Here is a 21109-nt window from a genome sequence, read left to right as displayed (position 1 = left end):
GGTGGGCTATTGCCCGCCCTTCTGGACAAATCCACGCACGAAATCCTCGGCGTTCGACTCAAGGACCTCGTCGATTTCGTCCAGGACCGCGTCGACGTCGTCGTCGAGCTTTTCCTGGCGCTCCTTGAGGTCGTCGGAATTCTGGGTTTCCGCGGCCTGCTCCTCGACCTCCTCGGAAGAGCGGTTCGCCCGCTGCTGGCCGCCGCCGGTGTCCTTGCTCGCCATTTCCCTCACCCCGCTCGATTCGTCTGGCACGGTTCGGTCGTTGCTTGCTGCTCCGACCCTATACACAAGGTGCGACTACCGCTCCCGGTTTGCCGGTGGCGCTTCCTGTCCAACACCCGCTGCCACCCCGGATGATTCCCATTCGGCGGGCGTTCACCCGTGGTGATCGAAAAGTTACCCGCCGGAGAGGACCCGGAGCAGGTCCTCGGCCGTCCGGCAGCGGTCCAGCAGTTCCTTGACGTGGTTGCGGGTGCCGCGCAGCGGCTCCAGGGTGGGCACCCGCTGCAGCGAGTCCCGGCCCGGCAGGTCGAAGATCACCGAGTCCCAGGAGGCCGCCGCGACGTGCTCGGCGTACTGTTCCAGGCAGCGTCCGCGGAAGTACGCCCTGGTGTCGTCCGGGGGCTTGCCGACGGCCCGGTCGACCTCCTCCTCGGTGACCAGCCGCTCGAACCTGCCGCGGGCCACCAGGCGGTTGTAGAGGCCCTTCTCGGCCCGTACGTCGCTGTACTGGAGGTCCACCAGGTGCAGCCGCGGGTTGTCCCACTCCAGGGCGTCCCGGCTGCGGTAGCCCTCCAGGATCTCCCGCTTGGCGATCCAGTCCAGCTGGCGGGAGAGCGACATCGGGTCGCGCTCCAGCCGGCCGAGGACGTCCTCCCAGCGCGTGAGGATGTCCACGGTCTGCTCGTCCGCGTCGTTGCCGAAGCGGTCCTCGACGTACTTGCGGGCCAGCTCGAAGTACTCCAGCTGGAGCTGGACCGCGGTGAGCTTGCGCCCGTTGCGCAGGGTGATCAGGTGCTTGAGGGACGGGTCGTGGGAGACCCGGTGCAGGGTGCGCACCGGCTGGTCGACGGCGAGGTCGGAGGCGATGAAGGAGTCCTCGATCATCGCCAGGACCAGCGAGGTGGTGCCCAGCTTGAGGTAGGTGGAGATCTCGGAGAGGTTGGCGTCCCCGATGATCACGTGCAGCCGGCGGTACTTCTCGGCGTCGGCGTGCGGTTCGTCCCGGGTGTTGATGATCGGTCGCTTGAGGGTGGTCTCCAGGCCGACCTCGACCTCGAAGTAGTCCGCCCGCTGGCTGATCTGGAAGCCGTACGCGGAGCCGTCCTGGCCGATGCCGACCCGGCCGGCGCCGGTGACCACCTGGCGGGAGACGAAGAACGGGGTGAGGTGGCGGACGATGTCGGCGAACGGCGTCGCCCGCTTCATCAGGTAGTTCTCGTGGGTGCCGTAGGAGGCGCCCTTGTTGTCGGTGTTGTTCTTGTAGAGGTGGATGTTCTGCCCGTTGGGCAGTTCCAGCGCGCGCTGTGCGGCGGCCGCCATGATCCGTTCGCCGGCCTTGTCCCACAGCACGGCGTCGCGCGGGTTGGTGACCTCGGGCGAGCTGTACTCGGGGTGCGCGTGGTCCACGTAGAACCGGGCCCCGTTGGTGAGGATGACGTTGGCGAGGCCGATGTCCTCGTCGGTCAGCTGGCTGGCGTCCGCCACCTCGCGCGCGAGGTCGAAACCCCGTGCGTCGCGCAGCGGGTTCTCCTCCTCGAAGTCCCAGCGGGCCCGCCGAGCCCGGTGCATCGCCGCCGCGTACGCGTTGACGATCTGGGACGAGGTGAGCATGGCGTTGGCGTTGGGGTGCCCGGGCACGGAGATCCCGTACTCGGTCTCGATGCCCATCACGCGCCGTACGGTCATGCGGCCCTCCTTGCCCGGTGCGCCGCCCCCCACGGGCGGAACACGCTGACGTACCGCTGAACAACACCGGCGCCGGCGATCTGCCCGCGGACGGTGGATCGAGCCTAGAACGCGGCACCGACGGCCGGGTCCCGAGACGCGCCGTCCGGCTGCGGGGCCGCGAGGCGCCACAGCCGGACGGGGTGCGTGCTGTTCCGAGGGAACCGAGTTGCCGGGGCAACATCCTGCGGATCGGAAACTGTGCGGTTACAGGTACTGCCCCGTGTTGGCGACAGTGTCGATGGAGCGGCCGGACTCGGCGCCCTGCTTGCCGGTGACCAGCGTGCGGATGAAGACGATCCGCTCGCCCTTCTTGCCGGAGATGCGGGCCCAGTCGTCCGGGTTGGTGGTGTTCGGCAGGTCCTCGTTCTCCTTGAACTCGTCCACGCAGGCGGCGAGCAGGTGGGAGACGCGCAGACCGCGCTGACCGTGGTCGAGGAAGTCCTTGATGGCCATCTTCTTCGCGCGGTCGACGATGTTCTGGATCATCGCGCCGGAGTTGAAGTCCTTGAAGTACAGGACCTCCTTGTCCCCGTTGGCGTAGGTGACCTCCAGGAAGCGGTTGTCCTCGGTCTCCGAGTACATCCGCTCCACGACCGACTGGATCATCGCGGCCACGGTGGCCTCGACGGAGCCGTCGTGCTCCTTGAGGTCGTCCGGGTGGAAGGGCAGCGAGTCCTTCAGGTACTTGGAGAAGATGTCCTTCGCGGCCTCGGCGTCCGGGCGCTCGATCTTGATCTTGACGTCCAGGCGGCCGGGCCGCAGGATCGCCGGGTCGATCATGTCCTCGCGGTTCGAGGCGCCGATGACGATGACGTTCTCCAGGCCCTCCACCCCGTCGATCTCGGCGAGCAGCTGCGGGACGATGGTGTTCTCCACGTCCGAGCTGACACCCGAGCCGCGGGTGCGGAACAGCGACTCCATCTCGTCGAAGAAGACGATGACGGGCGTGCCCTCGCCCGCCTTCTCCCGGGCCCGCTGGAAGACCAGGCGGATCTGCCGCTCGGTCTCGCCCACGTACTTGTTGAGCAGCTCGGGGCCCTTGATGTTGAGGAAGTAGCTCTTGCCCTGGGGGCGGCCGGTGACCTCGGCGACCTTCTTGGCCAGCGAGTTGGCGACCGCCTTGGCGATCAGCGTCTTGCCACAGCCGGGCGGGCCGTAGAGCAGGACGCCCTTGGGCGGGCGCAGCTCGTACTCCTTGAAGAGGTCGGCGTGCAGGTAGGGCAGCTCGACCGCGTCGCGGATCAGCTCGATCTGGTTGCTCAGGCCGCCGATCTGGCGGTAGTCGATGTCCGGGACCTCTTCGAGGACCAGCTCCTCGACCTCGGACTTCGGCACGACCTCGTACACGTAGCCGGAGCGGGGCTCCAGCAGCAGGGCGTCCCCCGCCCGGATGGTGGTCTCGCGCAGCGGTTCGGCGAGGCGCACCACGCGCTCCTCGTCGGTGTGGCCGATGACCAGGGCGCGCTCGCCGTCCTCGAGGATCTCCTTGAGGGTGACGATCTCGCCGATGCGCTCGAAGGCCATCGCGTCCACGATGTTGAGGGCCTCGTTGAGCATCACTTCCTGGCCGCGCCGCAGCTCGTCGAGGTCGACGTTGGGGCTGACGTTGACGCGGAGCTTGCGCCCGCTGGTGAAGATGTCGGCGGTGCCGTCCTCGTTCGCCTCAAGGAACGTGCCGAACCCGGCCGGGGGCTGGGCCAGCCGGTCCACTTCCTCCTTGAGGGCCACGATCTGGTCGCGGGCCTCGCGCAGGGTGGAGGCGAGCCGTTCGTTCTGGGCGGTCACGCCGGCCAGGTTGGTCTGGAGCTCGACGATCCGCTCTTCGAGGATTCTCGAATTGCGCGGCGAGTCGGCGAGCTTGCGGCGCAACACGGCGATTTCCTGCTCGAGGTACGAGACCTGAGCGGCCTCGTCGGAACCACGAGCGGGCCTGCCGGTGCTGCGGTTGTAGTCGTCATCGTGGGCTGCCACGGTCCTCACCTCCTCCGGGGAGCTGGACGCTTCCAGACCCTACCTGGGACCAGGGGTCCGTAAACCCCTAGATCAAGAAAGATGGAACGGGCGTGTCCGATCTTCGCCCTCGCGTGCTTCCCCTCTGCTAGGGGGATACCCACCGCGCACGGCCCAAAGCGGACCAGATGTATCGTCGAGCGAGTCGATATCCGATCGCGACCGGGAACCGGGGTCCGATCGTTGTACGAATGGCGGGAATGCCCTCACAAAGGGGCGTCCCGGGACAGAAACGGCGGAAAAGCATGTCGGTGACCGAGCAGACGGCGGCGGCCGAGCCGCTGGAGGTGTGGATCGACCAGGATCTGTGCACCGGCGACGGCATCTGCGCGCAGTACGCGCCCGAGGTCTTCGAGCTCGACATCGACGGTCTCGCCTATGTGAAGGGGCCGGACGACGAGCTGCGCCAGCAGCCCGGGGAGACGGCTCCGGTGCCGCTGACGCTGCTTCAGGACGTGGTGGACTCGGCGAAGGAGTGCCCCGGCGACTGCATCCACGTGCGCCGGGCGTCCGACCTGGTCGAGGTGTACGGTCCGGACGCCGAGTAGCGCGGGGCGGGAACGGCCCGTCAGACGACGGAGATCGGGGCGGCGGTCTGGGTGCGGGCCCAGCCGCCGCCCTTGCGCGTCCAGGTGAGATCGAGTGAGATGTCGGGACGGAAGCGAGGCACGTCGTCGCTCGAATACCCCTGCGCGTGGGCGGTGACGGTGCCGTCGGAGCGCAGGTTGAGCCGGCTGACGGTGAGGTTCTCGCGCTCGGAGAGCAGGGTGGCGACGACCACCGGGCGGTCGGCGGTGCCGCCCAGCAGGTAGACGGCGTCGGGCGGGGTGCCGTTCTCGGCGGCGCAGTGCGCGGCGACGACGGTGCTCGGCCGGCCGTCGCCGAGGTCGGCGGTCAGGCTGACCACGGCCTTGACCGGGAACGGGCCGCAGTCCAGCGGGAGTTGGGCCTTGGCCGGGTCGGGCGCGGAGGCCGCCGCGACGGGCTTGGGGGTGCCGTGCAGGGGTACCGGGGTGCCGGTGGCCGGGGAGGCGGCGAGGGCGGTGGCCACCACGGCGCCGCAGCCGGCGAGCGCGAGGGCCCAGTGCCAGGGGGTGGTGCGCGCGTGGCCGGGCCGGGTGCGGCCCGCCGGTGTCTGCTGTTCAGCCGTCGTCCCGACCGCGGTCTCCACCAGGCGTCCCCTCCAGTGGTCTGTGTGAGCGAGCATCGTCCCACACCGGGGTGGCCGTCCGGCGACGGGGTGCGGGAACGGCGAAGGGGTGGCACGGGCGGGCCGGAAGCCCGCGCGTACCACCCCTCACCACGGGTCGTGCGTCAGCCGAGGTCGGTCTGCTCGGCCTCGGCGGCGCGGGCGGCGGCCCGGGCCGCGGCGCGCTCCTGCAGGGTCTGCTCGGGCGACCCGTTGTCGTAGTCCTCGCCGTACGCGCCCTTGGCCGGGCGGCGGCGGCGCAGCGGCGGCTCGACGCCGTCGGCGAGGCGGCGGGCGGTGAGCAGGAAGCCGGTGTGGCCGATCATGCGGTGGTCCGGGCGGACCGCCAGGCCCTCCAGGTGCCAGGTGCGGACCATGGTCTCCCAGGCCTGCGGCTCGGTGAAGGTGCCGTGCTCGCGCAACGCCTCGACGGTCTTGGACATCTGCGTGGTGGTGGCCACGTAGCAGCAGATGAGGCCGCCGGGGACGAGTGCCTTGGAGGCGACGTCCAGGCACTCCCAGGGGGCCAGCATGTCGAGGATGACGCGGTCGACGTCGCTCTCGACCAGGTTGTCCTGGAGGTCGCCGACGGTGAGCTTCCACGCCGGGTGCGGCCCGCCGAAGTAGCGCTCGACGTTGCCCTGGGCGATGTCGGCGAAGTCCTGGCGGCGCTCGTAGGAGGCCAGCATGCCGTGCTCGCCGACGGCGCGCAGCAGGTACATGCTGAGCGCGCCGGAGCCGACGCCGGCCTCGACGACGCGGGCGCCCGCGAAGATGTCGGCCATCGCCAGGATCTGCCCCGCGTCCTTGGGGTAGATCACGGCGGCGCCGCGCGGCATGGACAGGACGTAGTCGGGGAGCAGGGGGCGCAGCGCGAGGTACGGGACGTTCCCCGTGGTGCGCACGACCGTGCCTTCAGGAGCGCCGATCAGCTCGTCGTGCGGGAACGCACCCTTGTGGGTGTGGAACTGGTTCCCGGCCTGGAGCGTGAACGTGTAGTGGCGACCCTTGGGGTCGGTCAGCTGGACCTGGTCCCCGACCTGGAAGGGCCCGCGTCGGCGGGCGGCACCGGTCGGTTCGGACATGACGACAATCCTAAGGGAAGTGAACGTCCCCGCCCGACCACGCCCTGGGCGCGGTCGGGGTCACCGGCCGGCGACGGCGGCGGTGAGGCGCTGCTCGATGTCGGTGAGCGCGGCGACGCCGTACACCCGGCCGTCCGCCTCCACGACCAGGTACTCCCCGGCCGGGGTGGCCCGGACGGCGCGCAGCAGGTCCTCGCCGGTGAGGTCGGCGCTCAGCCGCAGGCCGGGCTCGAGGTCGCGGGCGAGCGGGCCGACGGCGACCCACGGGCGGCGGTGCTCGGGCACGGCCCGGACGGCGGACTCGCGGACGATGGCGATGGGGTCGCCCCGGCCGTCCACGACGACGACGGCCCCGGCCTCGGCCTCGCGGGCCCGCCGCATCGCTTCGCCGAGCGGGGTGTCGGCGGTGACCTCGACGGCCCGGCGGGCGAGGTCGCGCAGCCGCAGCTCCGGCAGCACCTCCTTGAGCCGGGCGTTGCGCAGACTGCCGCCGGCGCCGTTCCAGATGATCGCGGCGAGGACGGCGGCGATGACCGCGTCCACCAGGGTGTCGGTGCCGGTGCGCTGGACCCCCCCGCGGGCGGCGCTGACCAGCGGCAGCCCGATCAGGACGGCGATGGCGAGCGCCCGGCCCACCCAGGCGGCGGCGACGGTACCGGTCATCGGCTTGCCGCTGAGCGCCCAGACGACCGCGCGCAGCATCCGGCCACCGTCCAGCGGCAGCCCGGGCAGCAGGTTGAAGGCGGCGACGACGAGATTGGAGACCATCAGGCCGGTGAGCAGCACCCCGGGTACCGAGGCGAGCTCGACGGCCTGCCTGGCGAGGTAGAACACCCCGCCCAGCGCCAGCGAGAGCAGCGGGCCGACGAAGGCCAGCCAGAACTCCCGCCACGGCGTCTCGGCCTCGTTCTCGATCTCGGAGACGCCTCCGAAGAACTGCAGCTGGATCCGCCGCACCCCGAGCCGGTAGCGCAGCGCGACCAGGGTGTGGGCGAGTTCGTGCACCAGGACCGAGCCGTAGAAGGCGACGGCGAAGGAGAACGCGACCAGGTAGCGCGAGCCGCCGAGCTCGGGCAGGACGGTGTTCAACTGCCCGCCGAACACCCAGGTGATCAGGGCGGCGATGATGAACCAGGACGGGGTCACGTAGATGGGCACGCCGAAGGGGCGGCCCATCAGGAGGCCGCCGCCGCGCTCCGGCGGCTCGGACGGCCGGCCGGGCGGGCGACCGCCGGGGCCGTCGCCGGGGCCGTCGCCGTGCGGTGGCTGGTCGGAGGTCTGCTGCCCCCTGCTGTCGCTCACCGTGATCCCTTCGGTCGTCTCCCCCAACGTGCGCCGGTGCGCCCACGCTACGTGATCTCGGCCGCACCGCGCCCCGCGCCCCTCTGTCCGTCTTCATACCCACTGGCGGAGGCCGCGCTCGCGGCCTGGCAGCACGGTGGCAGCGGGATGACAGCGAAGGGCAATAGGGTCGGGGGCATGCAGCAGACCGACACCACCAGTGCCGCCGGGGCCCCGGCGCGCCCGGCGGCGCCCCCGACCGGCCTGTCCCCGTCCCGTGCGGGGGACTTCCTCACCTGCCCGCTGCTGTACCGGCTGCGGGTGATCGACCGGCTGCCCGAGCCGCCGAGCGCGGCGGCGACCAGGGGCACGCTGGTACACGCGGTGCTGGAGCGGCTGTTCGACAGCCCGGCGGCCGAGCGGACGCCGGAGCGGGCGCTGGGGCTGCTGCGCCCGCAGTGGGAGCGGTTGCTGGGCGAGCGCCCGGAGCTGGTCACGCTGTTCCCGGACGATCCGGACGGCGCGGCGCTCACCCGCTGGCTGGCGGACGCGGAGAAGCTGGTCGGCCAGTGGTTCCGGCTGGAGGACCCGACCCGGCTGCACCCCGTGGAGCGCGAGCTGTACGTGGAGACGGCCCTGGAGTCGGGGCTGCTGCTGCGCGGCTACATCGACCGGGTGGACGTCGCCCCGACCGGTGAGGTCCGCCTGGTGGACTACAAGACCGGCCGGGCGCCCTCGCGGGACTTCGAGGGCAAGGCGATGTTCCAGATGAAGTTCTACGCCCTGGTGGTGTGGCGCTGGAAGGGCGTGATCCCCAAGCGCCTCCAGCTGGTCTACCTCGGCGGGGGCGGGGACGTGGTCAGCTACGACCCGGACGAGGCGGACCTGCTCGCGGTGGAGCGCAAGCTGCAGGCGCTCTGGGAGCGGATCACCCACGCGGTGGCCACCGGGGACTTCCCGGCCACCCGCAACCGGCTCTGCGACTGGTGCGACCACCAGGCCAGCTGCCCGGAGTTCGGCGGCACGCCCCCGCCCTACCCGCTGCCGCTGGCCCGTACGTCTGACGAAGACGATCCCACGGGGGATCCGATGAGCAAGGAGTCCTGGTGACGATCCGAGTGCTGCTGGTCGACGACCAGCCGCTGCTGCGCACCGGTTTTCGGATGATCCTGGAGGCCGAGTCCGACCTGGTGGTGGTCGGTGAGGCCGGCGACGGTCAGCAGGCGCTGGACCAGGTCCGGGCGCTGCAGCCCGACGTGGTGCTGATGGACATCCGGATGCCCAGGATGGACGGCGTCGAGGCGACCCGCCGGATCGCCGGCCCGGGGCGGGACGGCCCGGCCAAGGTGCTGGTGCTGACCACCTTCGACCTGGACGAGTACGTGGTGGAGGCGCTGCGCGCGGGCGCCAGCGGCTTCCTGCTGAAGGACGTGCCGGCCGAGGAGCTGGTGCAGGCGATCCGGGTGGTCGCGGACGGCGCGGCGATGCTCGCGCCGAGCATCACCCGGCGGCTGCTGGACATGTACGCCACCAAGCTGCCCTCGGGCGAGGATGCGCCGCCGCAGGCGCTGAACGCGCTGACCGAGCGCGAGCTGGAGGTGCTGAAGCTGGTGGCGCGGGGGCTGTCGAACGCGGAGATCGCGGCCGAGCTGTTCGTCAGCGAGACCACCGTGAAGACGCACGTGGGCCACGTCCTGACGAAGCTTCAGCTGCGCGACCGCGTGCAGGCTGCGGTGTACGCGTACGAGAGCGGCCTGGTGCGCCCCGGCACGCTGTAGCCCCCAGGCAGTCCCCCGATATGACGGTGGCCCGCCCGCTCCCCCTTTGCACCCAGGGGGGAAGCGGGCGGGCCACCGTGCTGAGGGTGTCCGGTCGCCCGGTCCTACTTGTTGGTCCGGCCGATCTCCCAGAACCGGAAGTCGCCGGTGGAGTCGACGGTGGACTCGACGCCGGTGACGTACGAACGCGCCGCGTAGAAGGCCTTGTTCTCGAACAGCGGGATGAGCGGCACGTTCTCGGCGACGATCTGCTGGATCTGGGTGTACCCGGTCGCCGCGGCGCCGCGGTCGGCCTGCTTGAGACCGTCCGGCACCAGCTTCTGGCTGATCCGGGGGTCGTCCCAGCCGTGGTGGTAGAGGCCGCCGTCGACGACGAGCGGGGTGATGTAGTTGTCGGCGTCGGGGTAGTCGCCGGACCAACCGATGATGAAGGCCTGGTACTTGCCCTCGTTCCGGCCCTTCCGGTAGGCGTCGCTGTCGGGCTCCTGCTGGACCGTCACCTGGAACAGGCCGCCGGTCTCCAGCTGCTTCTTCAGCGTGTCGACCTCGGCGCTCCCGGCGCGCGAGCGGCTCCAGGTGAGGGTGAGCGGGACCGGCATCTGGACCTTGGCGTCGGAGAGGATCTTCTTGGCCTTGGTGACGTCCTGGTCGCCGAACTGGTCGAAGTAGGCGCTGCCGTGGCCGACGATGCCGGCCGGGACCAGCGAGTACAGCGGCTGGACGGTGCGGGCGAAGACGTCACGGGCGAGCGCCTTGCGGTCCATCAGCTGGGCCGCGGCCCGGCGGACGGCGGTGTTGCCGACGGTCGCGTCCTTGGTGTTGAACACCAGCAGGCGGGTGCTGTTGCTCTCGCCCTCGACGACCTGGACGTCGCTCTTGCCGCTCTGCTGGTCGGAGCGCATCTGCGAGGCGGTGTTCGGGTCCAGGCTGTTGTCGGTGAGGTCGACGTCGCCCTTGTCGAGCGCGGCCTTCAGGTCGGCGGGCTTGTCGTAGTACTTCACCGTGAACTTGGTGTTCTGCAGCTTGGCGTCGCCGGAGTACTTGTCGTTGGGCGACATCACGACCTTGCCCAGGGACTTGCCGCCGGCCATCGTCTCGATCGAGTCGACGCGGTACGGTCCGGAGCCGACCAGCTGGTCGTTGGGCAGCAGCTTGTCGGCCGGGAACACCTGGTGGTCGACGATGGCGCCGGCCGGGCCGGCCAGCTTGGCCGGCAGCGTGGCGTCGGCCGCGCCGAGGTGGAAGATCACCTCGTTGTCGCCCTTGGCCTCGACCGTCTTGATCGAGGACAGCAGGCCGGCCGGGCCGCTCGGGTCGTTGATCTTCTTGGTGCGCTGGATCGAGAACACGACGTCGGCCGCGGTCAGCGGGTGGCCGTTGGAGAACTTCAGGCCGGGACGCATCGTGCAGTGGTACTGGGTGGCCTCGCCGCCGGTGAACTCGCAGGACTGCGCGGCGTCCGGGGCGGGCGCGCTGGAGGCGGCGGGGAAGGTGAGCAGCGACTGGAAGGTGTTGCGCAGCAGCAGCCAGGCGCCGGTGTCGTAGGCCGCGGCCGGGTCCAGCCCGCTGGTGACCGCGGTGGTCCCCATGGTGATCGACTTGCTGGGGTCGCCCTTGACGGCGTTGGTGACCGATCCGCAGCCGGCCACCGTCGCGGCGACCAGGCCGGCGCAGCCGAGTGCTGCCAGGCGTTCAGCTGAAGTCTTCACGGGGCGCGTCCTTCTGGGTGCGGTGCCGGGGCCGGCGGCCCGCGTCGGGGCACTCCCGGGGTGCGGAAGGCGTGCGCGGGCCTGGCGCCGCGCCATCGCGGGCCGGACGGGGTTGCCCGTCAGCAGCGGTGGCAGGGCTGCGAGGTGGGAACGAACTGGAGTAGCCTGCCATATCGAACACGCACGACCGATACCTGTGCAGATGACGTTTGGGACACGGGGATCCCGGGAATCGCAGGCCTGCTCGACGAGTTGTCAGTCAATGCCCGATTTCTCCCCGGACGAGTGCCGCGAATGGCCCTTCGGGGCCCCTTACCGGCGGGTAGAGCGTCCGGGCAATGAGACGACAATCACACGCGCGAGGCGACCAGCGAGCGGAGCAGTTCAAGATCCACCTGCTCCAGCGAGGGCAGCACCAGCCGCCCGGGCGCCGGCTCGATCGCCGCGACCGACGGCACCGCGATCACCGGGCAGCCCGCCGCCTCCGCCGCCCGCACCCCGGTCGGCGCGTCCTCGACCACCACGCAGCGGGCCGGGTCGGCGCCCAGCCGGCGGGCCGCCTCCAGGTACGGGTCCGGGTACGGCTTGGTGCGCGGCACCTCGTCCCCGGCGATCGTGAAGGCGAAGTGCTCGGCGCCCAGCGAGCGCAGCACGATGTCGATCACGTGCCGGTGCGAGGCGGACACCAGGGCGGCCGGGATTCCGTGCGCGGCAAGGGTGTTGAGCAGCCGTTCGGCGCCCGGCATGAGCGGCACGCCGCCGCCCAGCAGGTCGACGAAGCGCTGGTTGATGAGCACGGTCAGGTCGGCCGGCGAGAGGTCCACCCCGGTCGTGCCGATCAGGTAGTCGATCACCCGGGTCATCGGTCCGCCGACCACCTGGGCGCGGTCCTCCTCGTTCAGCGCGTAGCCGAGCTCGGCGAAGAGCGACGCCTCGGCCTGCCACCAGAAGTCCTCGGTGTCCACCAGGGTCCCGTCCATGTCCAGCAGCACCGCCTGCAGGCCGCGGTCGTCCCCGTGGTCGAGGACGCGGGTGGCGGTGGAGGTGGTGGTCATGGCGGGAGTCCTTCCGTTGCCCGGAGGTGGGCCCGGGGATGGCACAGGCCGGCCCGCTGGTGAGCGGACCGGCCCGTTCAGGATCATCAAGGATACGCCCGGTTCGCCGGAAAAGAGCGAACGCAAAGGGACGTACGGGTTACCGGGCGTTGAAGTACTTCGCCTCCGGGTGGTGGATCACGATCGCGTCGGTGGACTGCTCCGGGTGCAGCTGGAACTCCTCGGAGAGCACCACGCCGATCCGCTCGGGCTTCAGCAGCTCGGCGATCTTGGCGCGGTCCTCCAGCTCCGGGCAGGCGCCGTAGCCGAGGGAGAACCGGGCGCCCCGGTACTTGAGCGCGAACATGTCCTTGACGTCCTGCGGGTCCTCGCCGGAGAAGCCCAGCTCGTAGCGGACCCGGGCGTGCCAGAACTCGGCGAGCGCCTCGGCCAGCTGCACGGAGAGGCCGTGCAGCTCCAGGTAGTCGCGGTAGGAGTTGCCGGCGAACAGCTCGTTGGCCGCCTCCGAGATCCGGTTGCCCATGGTGACCACCTGGAGGCCCACCACGTCCCGCACGCCGGACTCCTCCGGGCGGAAGAAGTCGGCCAGGCAGAGCCGCCGCCCGCGCCGCTGGCGGGGGAAAGTGAACCGGGTGCGCTCGGTGCCGTCCTCGTGGAAAACGATCAGGTCGTCGCCCTTGGAGTTGGCCGGGTAGTAGCCGTAGACCACGGCCGCCTCCAGCCAGCCCTCGGTCTGCAGCCGGTCCAGCCACATCCGCAGCCGCGGCCGTCCCTCGGTCTCCACCAGCTCCTCGTACGACGGGCCCTCGCCGGAGCGCGCCGCCTTCAGGCCCCACTGGCCCTTGAACAGCGCGTCCTCGTCCAGCCAGGAGGCGTAGTCGGCGAACGGAATGCCCTTGACGATCCGGTCGCCCCAGAACGGCGGGGTGGGCACGGTGTTGTCGACGGTGACGTCGGAGCGGATCTGGCCGAGGTTGACCTCCGGCTCCGCCTCCTCGACCTCGACCCGGGCGTGCCGGCGCTGCTTGAGCTCCGGCAGGGTCGCGCCGGGCACGCCGCGCTTGACCGCGATCAGCGCGTCCATCAGCCGCAGGCCCTCGAACGCGTCGCGGGCGTACCGGACTTCACCTTCGTAGATCTCGTGCAGGTCCTGCTCGACGTAGGCGCGGGTGAGCGCGGCGCCACCCAGGATCACCGGGTAACTCGCGGCCAGCTTGCGCTGGTTGAGCTCCTCCAGGTTCTCCTTCATGATCACCGTGGACTTGACCAGCAGTCCGGACATCCCGATGACGTCCGCGTTGCACGCCTGCGCTGCGTCCAGGATCGCCGAAACCGGCTGCTTGATACCGAGGTTGACGACGTTGTAGCCGTTGTTGGACAGGATGATGTCGACCAGGTTCTTGCCGATGTCGTGGACGTCGCCCTTGACGGTGGCCAGCACGATCGTGCCCTTGCCCTCCGAGTCGGACTTCTCCATGTGCGGCTCCAGGTGGGCCACCGCGGTCTTCATGACCTCGGCGGACTGGAGCACGAACGGCAGCTGCATCTGGCCGGACCCGAAGAGCTCGCCGACCACCTTCATGCCGGCCAGCAGCGTCTCGTTGATGATCTCCAGCGCCGGGCGCCCGGCCAGCGCCTCGTCCAGGTCGGCCTGCAGGCCGTTGCGCTCGCCGTCGATGATCCGGCGCTGCAGCCGCTCGTCCAGCGGGAGCGCGGCCAGCTCCTCCGCCTTGGACGCCTTCACCGAGGCCGAGGAGACGCCCTCGAACAGCTCCAGCAGGTGCTGCAGCGGGTCATAGCCGTCCCGGCGGCGGTCGTAGACCAGGTCGAGCGCGGCCTCGCGCTGGTCCTCGGGGATCCGGGAGATCGGCAGGATCTTGGACGCGTGCACGATCGCCGAGTCCAGGCCGGCCTCCACGCACTCGTGGAGGAAGACCGAGTTGAGCACCACGCGGGCGGCCGGGTTGAGGCCGAAGGAGATGTTGGACAGGCCGAGCGTGGTCTGCACGGCCGGGCGGCGGCGCTTGAGCTCGCGGATCGCCTCGATGGTCTCGATGCCGTCCCGGCGGGACTCCTCCTGGCCGGTGGCCAGGGTGAAGGTGAGGCAGTCGACCAGGATCGAGCCCTCGTCGATGCCGTAGTCCGCGGTCAGCTCGTCGATCAGCCGCTCGGCGATCGCGACCTTCTTGTCGGCGGTGCGGGCCTGGCCGTCCTCGTCGATGGTCAGCGCGATCAGGCCGGCGCCGTGCTCGCGGGCCAGCGAGGCGATCCGGCCGAAACGCGAGTCCGGGGCGTTGCCGTCCTCGTAGTTGACGGAGTTGAGCACCGCGCGGCCGCCGAGCGCCTCCAGGCCGGCCCGCAGGACGTCCGGCTCGGTGGAGTCGAGGACGATCGGCAGGGTGGAGGCGGTGGCCAGGCGGCCGGCGATCTCCTTCATGTCGGCGACGCCGTCGCGGCCGACGTAGTCCACGCAGAGGTCCAGCAGGTGGGAGCCGTCCCGGATCTGGTCGCGGGCGATCTCCACGCAGGCCTGCCAGTCGCCGGCCAGCATCGACTCGCGGAACTTCTTCGAGCCGTTGGCGTTGGTGCGCTCGCCGATCGCCAGGTACGAGGTGTCCTGGCGGAACGGCACCGCCTGGTACAGCGAGGCCGCCGAGGGCTCGGGCTGCGGGGTGCGCGGGACGATCTCGCGGCCCTGGACGCGCTCGACCACGGCGCGCAGGTGCTCCGGGGTGGTGCCGCAGCAGCCGCCGACCAGCGACAGCCCGTACTCGCGGGTGAACACGTCGTGCGCGTCGGCCAGTTCGGCCGGGGAGAGCGGGTAGTGGGCGCCGTTCTTGCCGAGCACCGGCAGGCCCGCGTTCGGCATGCAGGACAGGCCGATCCGGGCGTTCTTGGCCAGGTAGCGCAGGTGCTCGCTCATCTCGGCCGGGCCGGTGGCGCAGTTGAGGCCGATGTAGTCGACGCCGAGCGGCTCCAGGGCCGTCAGCGCGGCACCGATCTCGGAGCCGAGCAGCATGGTGCCGGTGGTCTCCACCGTCACCTGGACCAGCACCGGCAGGTCGAGACCGGCCTCGGCGAGGGCGCGCTTGGAACCGAGGATCGCGGCCTTGGTCTGCAGCAGGTCCTGGCTGGTCTCGACGAGCAGCGCGTCGGCGCCGCCGGCGATCAGGCCGGCCGCGTTCAGCTGGAAGCCGTCGCGCAGCGCCTCGTACGGGGCGTGGCCGAGGGTGGGCAGCTTGGTGCCGGGGCCGATCGAGCCGAGCACCCAGCGGGTGCGGCCGTCGGCGGCGTGCGCGTCGGCGACCTCGCGGGCGATCCGGGCGCCGGCCTCGGACAGCTCGAAGATCCGGTCGGCGATCTCGTACTCGCCGAGCGCCGCGAAGTTGGCGCCGAAGGTGTTGGTCTCCACGCAGTCCACGCCCACCGAGAAGTAGGCCTCGTGGACGGAGCGGACGATGTCGGGGCGGGTGAGGTTCAGGACCTCGTTGCAACCCTCCAGGTGCTGGAAGTCCTCCAGCGTCGGGTCCTGTGCCTGGAGCATGGTGCCCATCGCACCGTCGGCGACCACCACCCTGGTGGCGAGTGCTTCACGCAACGCGTTCGCGCGGCTCTGCTGAGTGATGGACGGATCGGCTGCAGTGGCCATGGGGCTTCTCCCTGGTGCGACGGCTGTCGGCTTTGCGATCCCGCTTGCTCGGGACGCACGTGGCCAGGGTATCCGCCCCGCGGCCCGGCCCGGGTGACCGTTTCGTATCCTGAGCGCCCGATCGCAGGGGGGAACAAGCGCGTGGCATGGATACGGACGTCCGCGGGACGTGTCGGCAGGGCCCTGGCGGCCCCGCTGCGAACTTTCTGGGGGGCCTTCCGGGCCCGCTGGCGGGGCTGGCCGCGGTGGGTCCGGGCCCTGGTCGCCCTGGCGTTGGCGGCCGCCGTCCCGGTGGCGGCGATCGGAGCCGCCTTCGTCGCGCTCCGTCTGGAGTACACCGGGGATGTCTCCGCCGAGGCCCGCACCCGCGGCCGGGACGCCATCTGGCTCGGCCACGCCTGGGTGGACGGGCGCAAGACCGACGCCGACGTCGCCGCGCTGGCCCAGCAGCTGGCCGGCACCGGCATCCGCGACCTCTACGTGCACACCGGCCCGCTGGAGCACGACGGCTCGCTGCAGCCGTCCGTCCACCCCCGCGCGCGCTGGTTCACCGACACGCTGCACCGGGAGCTGCCGCAGATCCGGCTGCAGAGCTGGCTCGGCAACGAGGTCAAGCCCGCGAAGGACGGCCTGGACCTGGAGGACGCGCCCACCCGGGACCGGGTCGCCGCCTCCGCCCGACAGGTGCTGGACCTCGGCTTCGACGGCGTGCACTTCGACATGGAGCCGATCCGCCCCGGCTCGCACGGCTGGCTCGCCCTGCTCGACCAGGTCCGCGCGGTCACCGCCGAGCACGGCGCGAAGCTCTCGGTGGCCGCCCCCCAGATCGACCCGCTGCCCGGTCTGCACAGCGCCGGGATCGCGCTCACCGGGCACGGCAAGTGGTGGGACCAGGCGTACTTCGCCGAGACGGCCCGCCGGGTCGACCAGATCGCGGTGATGTCCTACGACACCAGCATGCAGACCGAGCCGCTGTACGGCGGCTACGTCGCCCAGCAGACCGAGCTGGCGCTGGAGGCCACGCCGAAGGACGTCGACCTGCTGATGGGCCTGCCGTTCTACTGGGACGACACCTGGGCCCACCGGGGCAGCGCCGAGACGGTGACCGCCGCCGTCCGTGGCGTCCGGCTCGGCCTCGGCCGCCGGGACCTGCGGCGGCCGAACTTCGGCGTCGCCCTGTACGTCGACTTCGCGGCCACGCCCGAGCACTGGGCGGCGTACCGCCGAGGGTGGGTCGGCTGATCACGCCATCCGGTGGGCGAGGGCGCCGAGGTAGCGGTGGATGGCCGTGCCCTCGCCGGTCACGTAGTGCGAGACGGCCCGGTAGAGCGGCTTGCGGACCTCGCCGCGCTCGGTGACGGTCAGCGTGCAGCCCTCCCCCGCCGGCGTCAGGACGTACGTCCAGGTGCCGCCGTACGGCAGGTCCGGGTCGGCGATGCCGGTCACCAGGCGGTTCGGCGCCTCGCTCGCGACCACCTCGTACGTGGTGTGCCCGTGCCGGTCGTACTCGCGCCAGCGCGGCCGGCCGCCGGCCGCGGCGGGCAGCCGTTCGACGTGCGTGAGGCCCGGGCGCCAGGCCGGGTAGAGGTCGATGTCGGTCAGCACCTCCCAGACCGCGCCCGGCGGCTGGTCGAGCTCCAGGCCGCCCTCGCTCACGTGCTCCACCGGCAGCCGGCGGCCCGCCCGGTCCGCCGCCGCCATCGCGGCCGCGGCCACCGCCGCAGCGCCCGCGCCGATCCACAGCCATCGGTTCATCGGTCCGGCTCCTCACGCCCGCCGTCCGGCCCCGTTGTCCATCATCGCGCCGCCTCGCCCGCCGAGCGCGCCACGACCGTCCGTGTCCGATCGGCTACGATCCGTGCCCGATGGGCCGAGGCGGACCGCGCCCGGCCGCCGGACCCCGGAGAACCACCGTGCCGCGCCCCCGCCTGCTCGCCGCCCTGGCCGCCGTCCCCCTGCTCTGCGCCGCCCTGGCCGCCCCCGCCTCGGCCGCCCCCACACCCCGCTACGCTGCGCTCGGCGACTCCTACGCCGCCGGGGTCGCGGCCGGCTCCTACGACCCGGCGAGCGGCGACTGCCGCCGCAGCAGCCGCGGCTACCCCGCGCTGTGGGCCGCCGCGCACGGCGCCGCGCTCACCGACGTCGCGTGCCTCGGCGCCACCACCGAGGACGTCCGGCGCGAGCAGCTGCCGAAGGTCGGCGCGGACACCACCGTGGTCACCGTCACCGTCGGCGGCAACGACCTGGGCTTCACCGCGGCGGCCACCGACTGCCTCCAGCCGCTCACCACGGACGCCCGCTGCAACCGCACCCTCGACGCCACCGAGCACCGCATCGACGAGGAGATGCCCGGCCGGCTCTCCGCCCTCTACGACGCCGTCCGCACCGCCGCCCCGGCCGCCAGGGTGGTCGTCACCGGCTACCCCCGGCTGCTCCAGACCGGCACCGTCTGCCTGCTCGCCACCGACGCGCGCCGGCAGCGGTTCAACGCGCTCGCCGACCGGCTGGACGAGCTGATCCGACGCCAGTCCACGGCCCACGGCTTCGCGTTCGCCGACGTCCGGACGGCCTTCGACGGACACGGCGCGTGCGCCGGCGGCGGCGAGGAGTGGATCAACGGCATCGTGCTCGCCCGCCTCTGGGAGTCCTTCCACCCCACCGCCGACGGCCAGGCCCGCGGCTACCTCCCGGCCGTCGCCTCACTGATGTAGCCCCGCCGCAGCCCCGCTCTCCCGATAACCGCTGGATCATGGCGGCCCGCTCCCCCAGACTGTCCCGGTGCCCCGGCCGTGGCGCGCTTCAAAGCCCGTAGGCTGGGCAGGTAGGGACCATGGGGCGAGCGGTTCCATGGGCGACGAGAGGTTCGGAGGGAGACGCCGGGTGATCGAGCTGGAAGATGTCCCCGAGTTGATCGACCCGGTGATGGTCTGCGCCTTCGAAGGCTGGAACGACGCGGGCGACGCCGCCTCCGCGGCTCTGGCGCATCTGGACGAGACCTGGGGCGGCAAGGTGTTCGCCGCCCTGGACGCGGAGGACTACTACGACTTCCAGGTCAACCGTCCCACCGTCTGGCTGGACGGCGGGATCCGCCGGATCACCTGGCCGACCACCAGACTCTCGGTGATCCGGGTGACCGAGCCCACGACCCGGGACGTCGTCCTGGTCCGCGGAATCGAGCCGAGCATGCGCTGGCGCTCGTTCTGCAACGAGCTGCTCGGCTTCGCGCACGAGCTGGGCGTCGAGCTGGTGGTGATCCTGGGCGCGCTGCTCGGCGACACCCCGCACAGCCGCCCGGTACCGGTCAGCGGGGTCACCTCCGACCCCGAGCTGGCCCGCCGGCTGGACCTGGAGGAGAGCCGGTACGAGGGCCCGACCGGGATCGTCGGGGTGCTCCAGGAGGCCTGCACGCACGCCGGGGTGCCGGCCGTGACGCTCTGGGCGGCGGTGCCGCACTACGTCGCGCAACCGCCGAACCCCAAGGCGACGCTGGCGCTGATCAACAAGCTGGAGGACCTGCTGGACCTGCGGATCCCGCCGGGCGAGCTCGGCGAGGACGCCCGGGCCTGGCAGCTGGGCGTGGATCAGCTGGCCGCCGAGGACAGCGAGGTGGCCGAGTACGTCCAGCAGCTGGAGGAGGCGCAGGACACCGCGGAGCTGCCGGAAGCCTCCGGCGACGCGATCGCCCGCGAGTTCGAGCGCTATCTGCGCCGCCGGGAGAACGTCGGGCCGACCGGTGAGAAGCCGGTGGCCGGGCACGCCACGGCGGAGCGGCCCGCCGAGCCGGAGGCGCCGGGCGGCGCCCGGGAGAGCCAGGAGGGCTCCGGCGAGGAGGAGTAGCACTGGGAACGCCGAAGGGGCGTCAGGACCATTGTCCTGACGCCCCTTCGGCGTTTCAGAGCGCGGTTCTCAGGGCGCGGTTCTCAAGGCGCGGCTTTCCGGGCGCGGTCTCAGCGCGCGACCGTCAGAGTGTGACTTTCAGAGCGCGACGCCGAGCAGGGCGTCCACCGTGCGGCTGACCAGGCCGGGGGCGCCGATGTCCGTGCCGCCCTCGGTCTCCTGCTGGGCCGCCCAGCGGTCGACGGCGGCCAGCGCGGCGGGCGCGTCCAGGTCGTTCGCGAGCGCCGCGCGGACCTCGGCGAGCACCGCCTCGGCGGCCGGGCCGTCCGGCCGGGAGACCGCGGCCCGCCAGCGGGCGAGGCGCTCGACGGCCTCGTCCAGGGTGGCCTTGGTCCACTCCCAGTTCTCGCGGTAGTGGTGCGAGAGCAGCGCCAGGCGGATCGCCGCCGGATCGACGCCCTCGCGCCGCAGCGCCGAGACGAAGACCAGGTTGCCGCGGGACTTGGACATCTTCTGGCCGTCCAGAGCGACCATGCCGGCGTGCACGTACGCCTTGGCGTACGGGTGGGCGCCGGTGGCGACCTGGGCGTGCGAGGCGCCCATCTCGTGGTGCGGGAAGGAGAGGTCGCTGCCGCCGCCCTGGATGTCGAAGGACATGCCGAGGTACTGCAGCGCGATGGCGACGCACTCGATGTGCCAGCCGGGGCGGCCGTGGCCGAGTTCGGTGTCCCAGGCGGGCTCGCCCGGGCGGGCGGAGAGCCAGAGCAGGGCGTCCAGCGGGTTGCGCTTGCCGGGGCGGTCCGGGTCGCCGCCGCGCTCGGCGAAGACCGGGCGCATGGCCTCGCGGGTCAGGCCGGAGACCTCGCCGAAGTGCGGGTCGGCATCGACGGAGAAGTAGATGTCGCCGTCCACCTCGTAGGCGGCGCCGCTGGCCAGCAGCTTCTGGACGATCGGGACGATCCACGGGATCGACTCGACGGCGCCGATGTAGTGGGCCGGCGGGAGCAGCCGCAGGGCGGTCATGTCCTCGCGGAACAGGGCCGTCTCGCGCTCGGCGAGGGCCGTCCAGTCCTGGCCGGTGGCGACGGCGCGCTCCAGCAGCGGGTCGTCCACGTCGGTGACGTTCTGGATGTACAGGACGTCGTGGCCGGCGTCCTTCCACACCCGCTGCACCAGGTCGAAGGCGTTGTAGGTGGCGGCGTGGCCCATGTGGGTCGCGTCGTAGGGGGTGATGCCGCAGACGTAGATCCGGGCGGTGCCGTCCTGCGGCACGACCTCGCGGACCCTGCGCGCTGCAGTGTCGAAGATACGGAGGGGGAGCCCCTGACCAGGCAGGGCGGGAACCTCGGAGGCGGGCCAGGCATGCATGGGAACGACTTTAACCTTGAGAACATTTGAAAGCCTAACCAATGCACGAGAATGCACAAGATCGACTGGATTCGCTTCCTGTCGTGGCTTGAGCGCTTCCGGACCGTTGTGGTGCGGGTCTTGACGGTTTTCGCCCGAGCGCGCGGCGGAGCGGCCGGGTGCCGAACCGCGGTCGCCGGGGGTGCAGGCTCGCAG

General features: G+C 71.6%; 17 protein-coding genes. 6 read left to right on the top strand and 11 right to left on the bottom strand.

Annotated elements, in window-relative coordinates; translation table 11 throughout:
* Nucleotides 1-6: 6 nt before the first annotated feature.
* The 3 genes from KV557_RS28245 to arc all read right to left on the bottom strand — a co-directional run bounded on the left by KV557_RS28245 (nucleotide 7) and on the right by arc (nucleotide 3924).
* Nucleotides 7-225, bottom strand: a complete 219-nt coding sequence (locus KV557_RS28245; RefSeq protein ID WP_030242821.1) for a ubiquitin-like protein Pup — start codon at nucleotides 223-225, stop codon at nucleotides 7-9.
* A gap of 174 nt (nucleotides 226-399) precedes the next feature.
* Nucleotides 400-1911 carry a depupylase/deamidase Dop gene (dop, locus tag KV557_RS28240; protein WP_218204340.1) on the bottom strand — a complete coding sequence of 504 codons (1512 nt, stop codon included), beginning with the start codon at nucleotides 1909-1911 and terminating at the stop codon, nucleotides 400-402.
* A gap of 246 nt (nucleotides 1912-2157) precedes the next feature.
* Nucleotides 2158-3924, bottom strand: coding sequence for a proteasome ATPase (gene arc, locus KV557_RS28235; protein ID WP_218204339.1), 1767 nt, complete (start codon nucleotides 3922-3924; stop codon nucleotides 2158-2160).
* A gap of 284 nt (nucleotides 3925-4208) precedes the next feature.
* On the opposite strand from arc, the gene KV557_RS28230 reads away from it, so the two are divergent.
* Nucleotides 4209-4511, top strand: a complete 303-nt coding sequence (locus KV557_RS28230) for a ferredoxin (RefSeq protein ID WP_218204338.1) — start codon at nucleotides 4209-4211, stop codon at nucleotides 4509-4511.
* 20 nt (nucleotides 4512-4531) lie between these two features.
* Here the strand turns inward: KV557_RS28230 and KV557_RS28225 are convergent, their stop codons facing one another.
* From KV557_RS28225 to KV557_RS28215, 3 genes are all read right to left on the bottom strand, one after another.
* Nucleotides 4532-5134, bottom strand: a complete 603-nt coding sequence (locus KV557_RS28225; protein WP_218204337.1) for a hypothetical protein — start codon at nucleotides 5132-5134, stop codon at nucleotides 4532-4534.
* 143 nt (nucleotides 5135-5277) lie between these two features.
* On the bottom strand, nucleotides 5278-6237 hold the full coding sequence (locus KV557_RS28220) for a tRNA (adenine-N1)-methyltransferase (RefSeq protein ID WP_218204336.1): 960 nt from the start codon (nucleotides 6235-6237) through the stop codon (nucleotides 5278-5280).
* 60 nt (nucleotides 6238-6297) lie between these two features.
* Nucleotides 6298-7545 (bottom strand): site-2 protease family protein, encoded by a 1248-nt coding sequence (locus KV557_RS28215; protein WP_374106682.1) that lies wholly within the window; start codon nucleotides 7543-7545, stop codon nucleotides 6298-6300.
* Between the two features lie 171 nt (nucleotides 7546-7716).
* On the opposite strand from KV557_RS28215, the gene KV557_RS28210 reads away from it, so the two are divergent.
* Together KV557_RS28210 and KV557_RS28205 are read left to right on the top strand one after the other, a co-directional pair.
* Nucleotides 7717-8628 (top strand): RecB family exonuclease, encoded by a 912-nt coding sequence (locus KV557_RS28210; protein WP_256178060.1) that lies wholly within the window; start codon nucleotides 7717-7719, stop codon nucleotides 8626-8628.
* Nucleotides 8625-9296, top strand: coding sequence for a response regulator (locus KV557_RS28205; protein WP_218204334.1), 672 nt, complete (start codon nucleotides 8625-8627; stop codon nucleotides 9294-9296). The genes KV557_RS28210 and KV557_RS28205 overlap by 4 nt, the downstream gene beginning before the upstream one ends.
* A 104-nt stretch (nucleotides 9297-9400) precedes the next feature.
* On the opposite strand, the gene KV557_RS28200 is transcribed toward KV557_RS28205, so the two are convergent.
* The 3 genes from KV557_RS28200 to metH form a co-directional block, all read right to left on the bottom strand.
* Nucleotides 9401-11005: an ABC transporter substrate-binding protein gene (locus KV557_RS28200; protein ID WP_218204333.1), complete on the bottom strand. Its 1605-nt coding sequence runs from the start codon at nucleotides 11003-11005 to the stop codon at nucleotides 9401-9403.
* A 350-nt stretch (nucleotides 11006-11355) separates the two neighbouring features.
* Complete coding sequence (locus tag KV557_RS28195; RefSeq protein ID WP_218204332.1) at nucleotides 11356-12060, bottom strand: HAD family hydrolase; 705 nt, start codon at nucleotides 12058-12060, stop codon at nucleotides 11356-11358.
* Nucleotides 12061-12199: 139 nt separating this feature from the next.
* A complete protein-coding gene (gene metH, locus KV557_RS28190) occupies nucleotides 12200-15709 on the bottom strand; it encodes a methionine synthase (protein ID WP_218204331.1) in 3510 nt (1169 codons plus the stop codon).
* Nucleotides 15710-15982: 273 nt separating this feature from the next.
* Here metH and KV557_RS28185 point away from each other — a divergent pair, with 273 nt between their 5' ends.
* Nucleotides 15983-16951: a glycosyl hydrolase family 18 protein gene (locus KV557_RS28185; RefSeq protein ID WP_308130111.1), complete on the top strand. Its 969-nt coding sequence runs from the start codon at nucleotides 15983-15985 to the stop codon at nucleotides 16949-16951.
* Here the strand turns inward: KV557_RS28185 and KV557_RS28180 are convergent, their stop codons facing one another.
* Nucleotides 16952-17464: an SRPBCC family protein gene (locus KV557_RS28180; RefSeq protein WP_218204330.1), complete on the bottom strand. Its 513-nt coding sequence runs from the start codon at nucleotides 17462-17464 to the stop codon at nucleotides 16952-16954.
* A gap of 158 nt (nucleotides 17465-17622) precedes the next feature.
* Here KV557_RS28180 and KV557_RS28175 point away from each other — a divergent pair, with 158 nt between their 5' ends.
* Together KV557_RS28175 and KV557_RS28170 are read left to right on the top strand one after the other, a co-directional pair.
* Entirely contained in the window at nucleotides 17623-18420 is a 798-nt protein-coding gene (locus KV557_RS28175) for an SGNH/GDSL hydrolase family protein (protein ID WP_218204329.1), read from the top strand.
* 169 nt (nucleotides 18421-18589) lie between these two features.
* On the top strand, nucleotides 18590-19546 hold the full coding sequence (locus KV557_RS28170) for a PAC2 family protein (RefSeq protein ID WP_308130110.1): 957 nt from the start codon (nucleotides 18590-18592) through the stop codon (nucleotides 19544-19546).
* Between the two features lie 138 nt (nucleotides 19547-19684).
* On the opposite strand, the gene mshC is transcribed toward KV557_RS28170, so the two are convergent.
* The gene (gene mshC, locus KV557_RS28165) at nucleotides 19685-20914 is read right to left on the bottom strand and encodes a cysteine--1-D-myo-inosityl 2-amino-2-deoxy-alpha-D-glucopyranoside ligase (protein ID WP_218204328.1); all 1230 of its coding nucleotides are present in this window, start codon (nucleotides 20912-20914) and stop codon (nucleotides 19685-19687) included.
* Nucleotides 20915-21109: the final 195 nt, after the last annotated feature.

This window comes from Kitasatospora aureofaciens (assembly GCF_019192735.1).
Lineage (GTDB): Bacteria > Actinomycetota > Actinomycetes > Streptomycetales > Streptomycetaceae > Kitasatospora > Kitasatospora aureofaciens_A.
This window is presented reverse-complemented; position numbering and strand designations above follow the sequence as displayed.

Coding starts and splice junctions, on each gene's coding strand:
- KV557_RS28245 (WP_030242821.1), bottom strand. CDS start 225: ATGGCGAGCAAGGACACCGGCGGCGGCCAGCAGCGGGCGAACCGCTCT.
- dop (WP_218204340.1), bottom strand. CDS start 1,911: ATGACCGTACGGCGCGTGATGGGCATCGAGACCGAGTACGGGATCTCC.
- KV557_RS28230 (WP_218204338.1), top strand. CDS start 4,209: ATGTCGGTGACCGAGCAGACGGCGGCGGCCGAGCCGCTGGAGGTGTGG.
- KV557_RS28220 (WP_218204336.1), bottom strand. CDS start 6,237: ATGTCCGAACCGACCGGTGCCGCCCGCCGACGCGGGCCCTTCCAGGTC.
- KV557_RS28210 (WP_256178060.1), top strand. CDS start 7,717: ATGCAGCAGACCGACACCACCAGTGCCGCCGGGGCCCCGGCGCGCCCG.
- KV557_RS28195 (WP_218204332.1), bottom strand. CDS start 12,060: ATGACCACCACCTCCACCGCCACCCGCGTCCTCGACCACGGGGACGAC.
- metH (WP_218204331.1), bottom strand. CDS start 15,709: ATGGCCACTGCAGCCGATCCGTCCATCACTCAGCAGAGCCGCGCGAAC.
- KV557_RS28180 (WP_218204330.1), bottom strand. CDS start 17,464: ATGAACCGATGGCTGTGGATCGGCGCGGGCGCTGCGGCGGTGGCCGCG.
- mshC (WP_218204328.1), bottom strand. CDS start 20,914: ATGCATGCCTGGCCCGCCTCCGAGGTTCCCGCCCTGCCTGGTCAGGGG.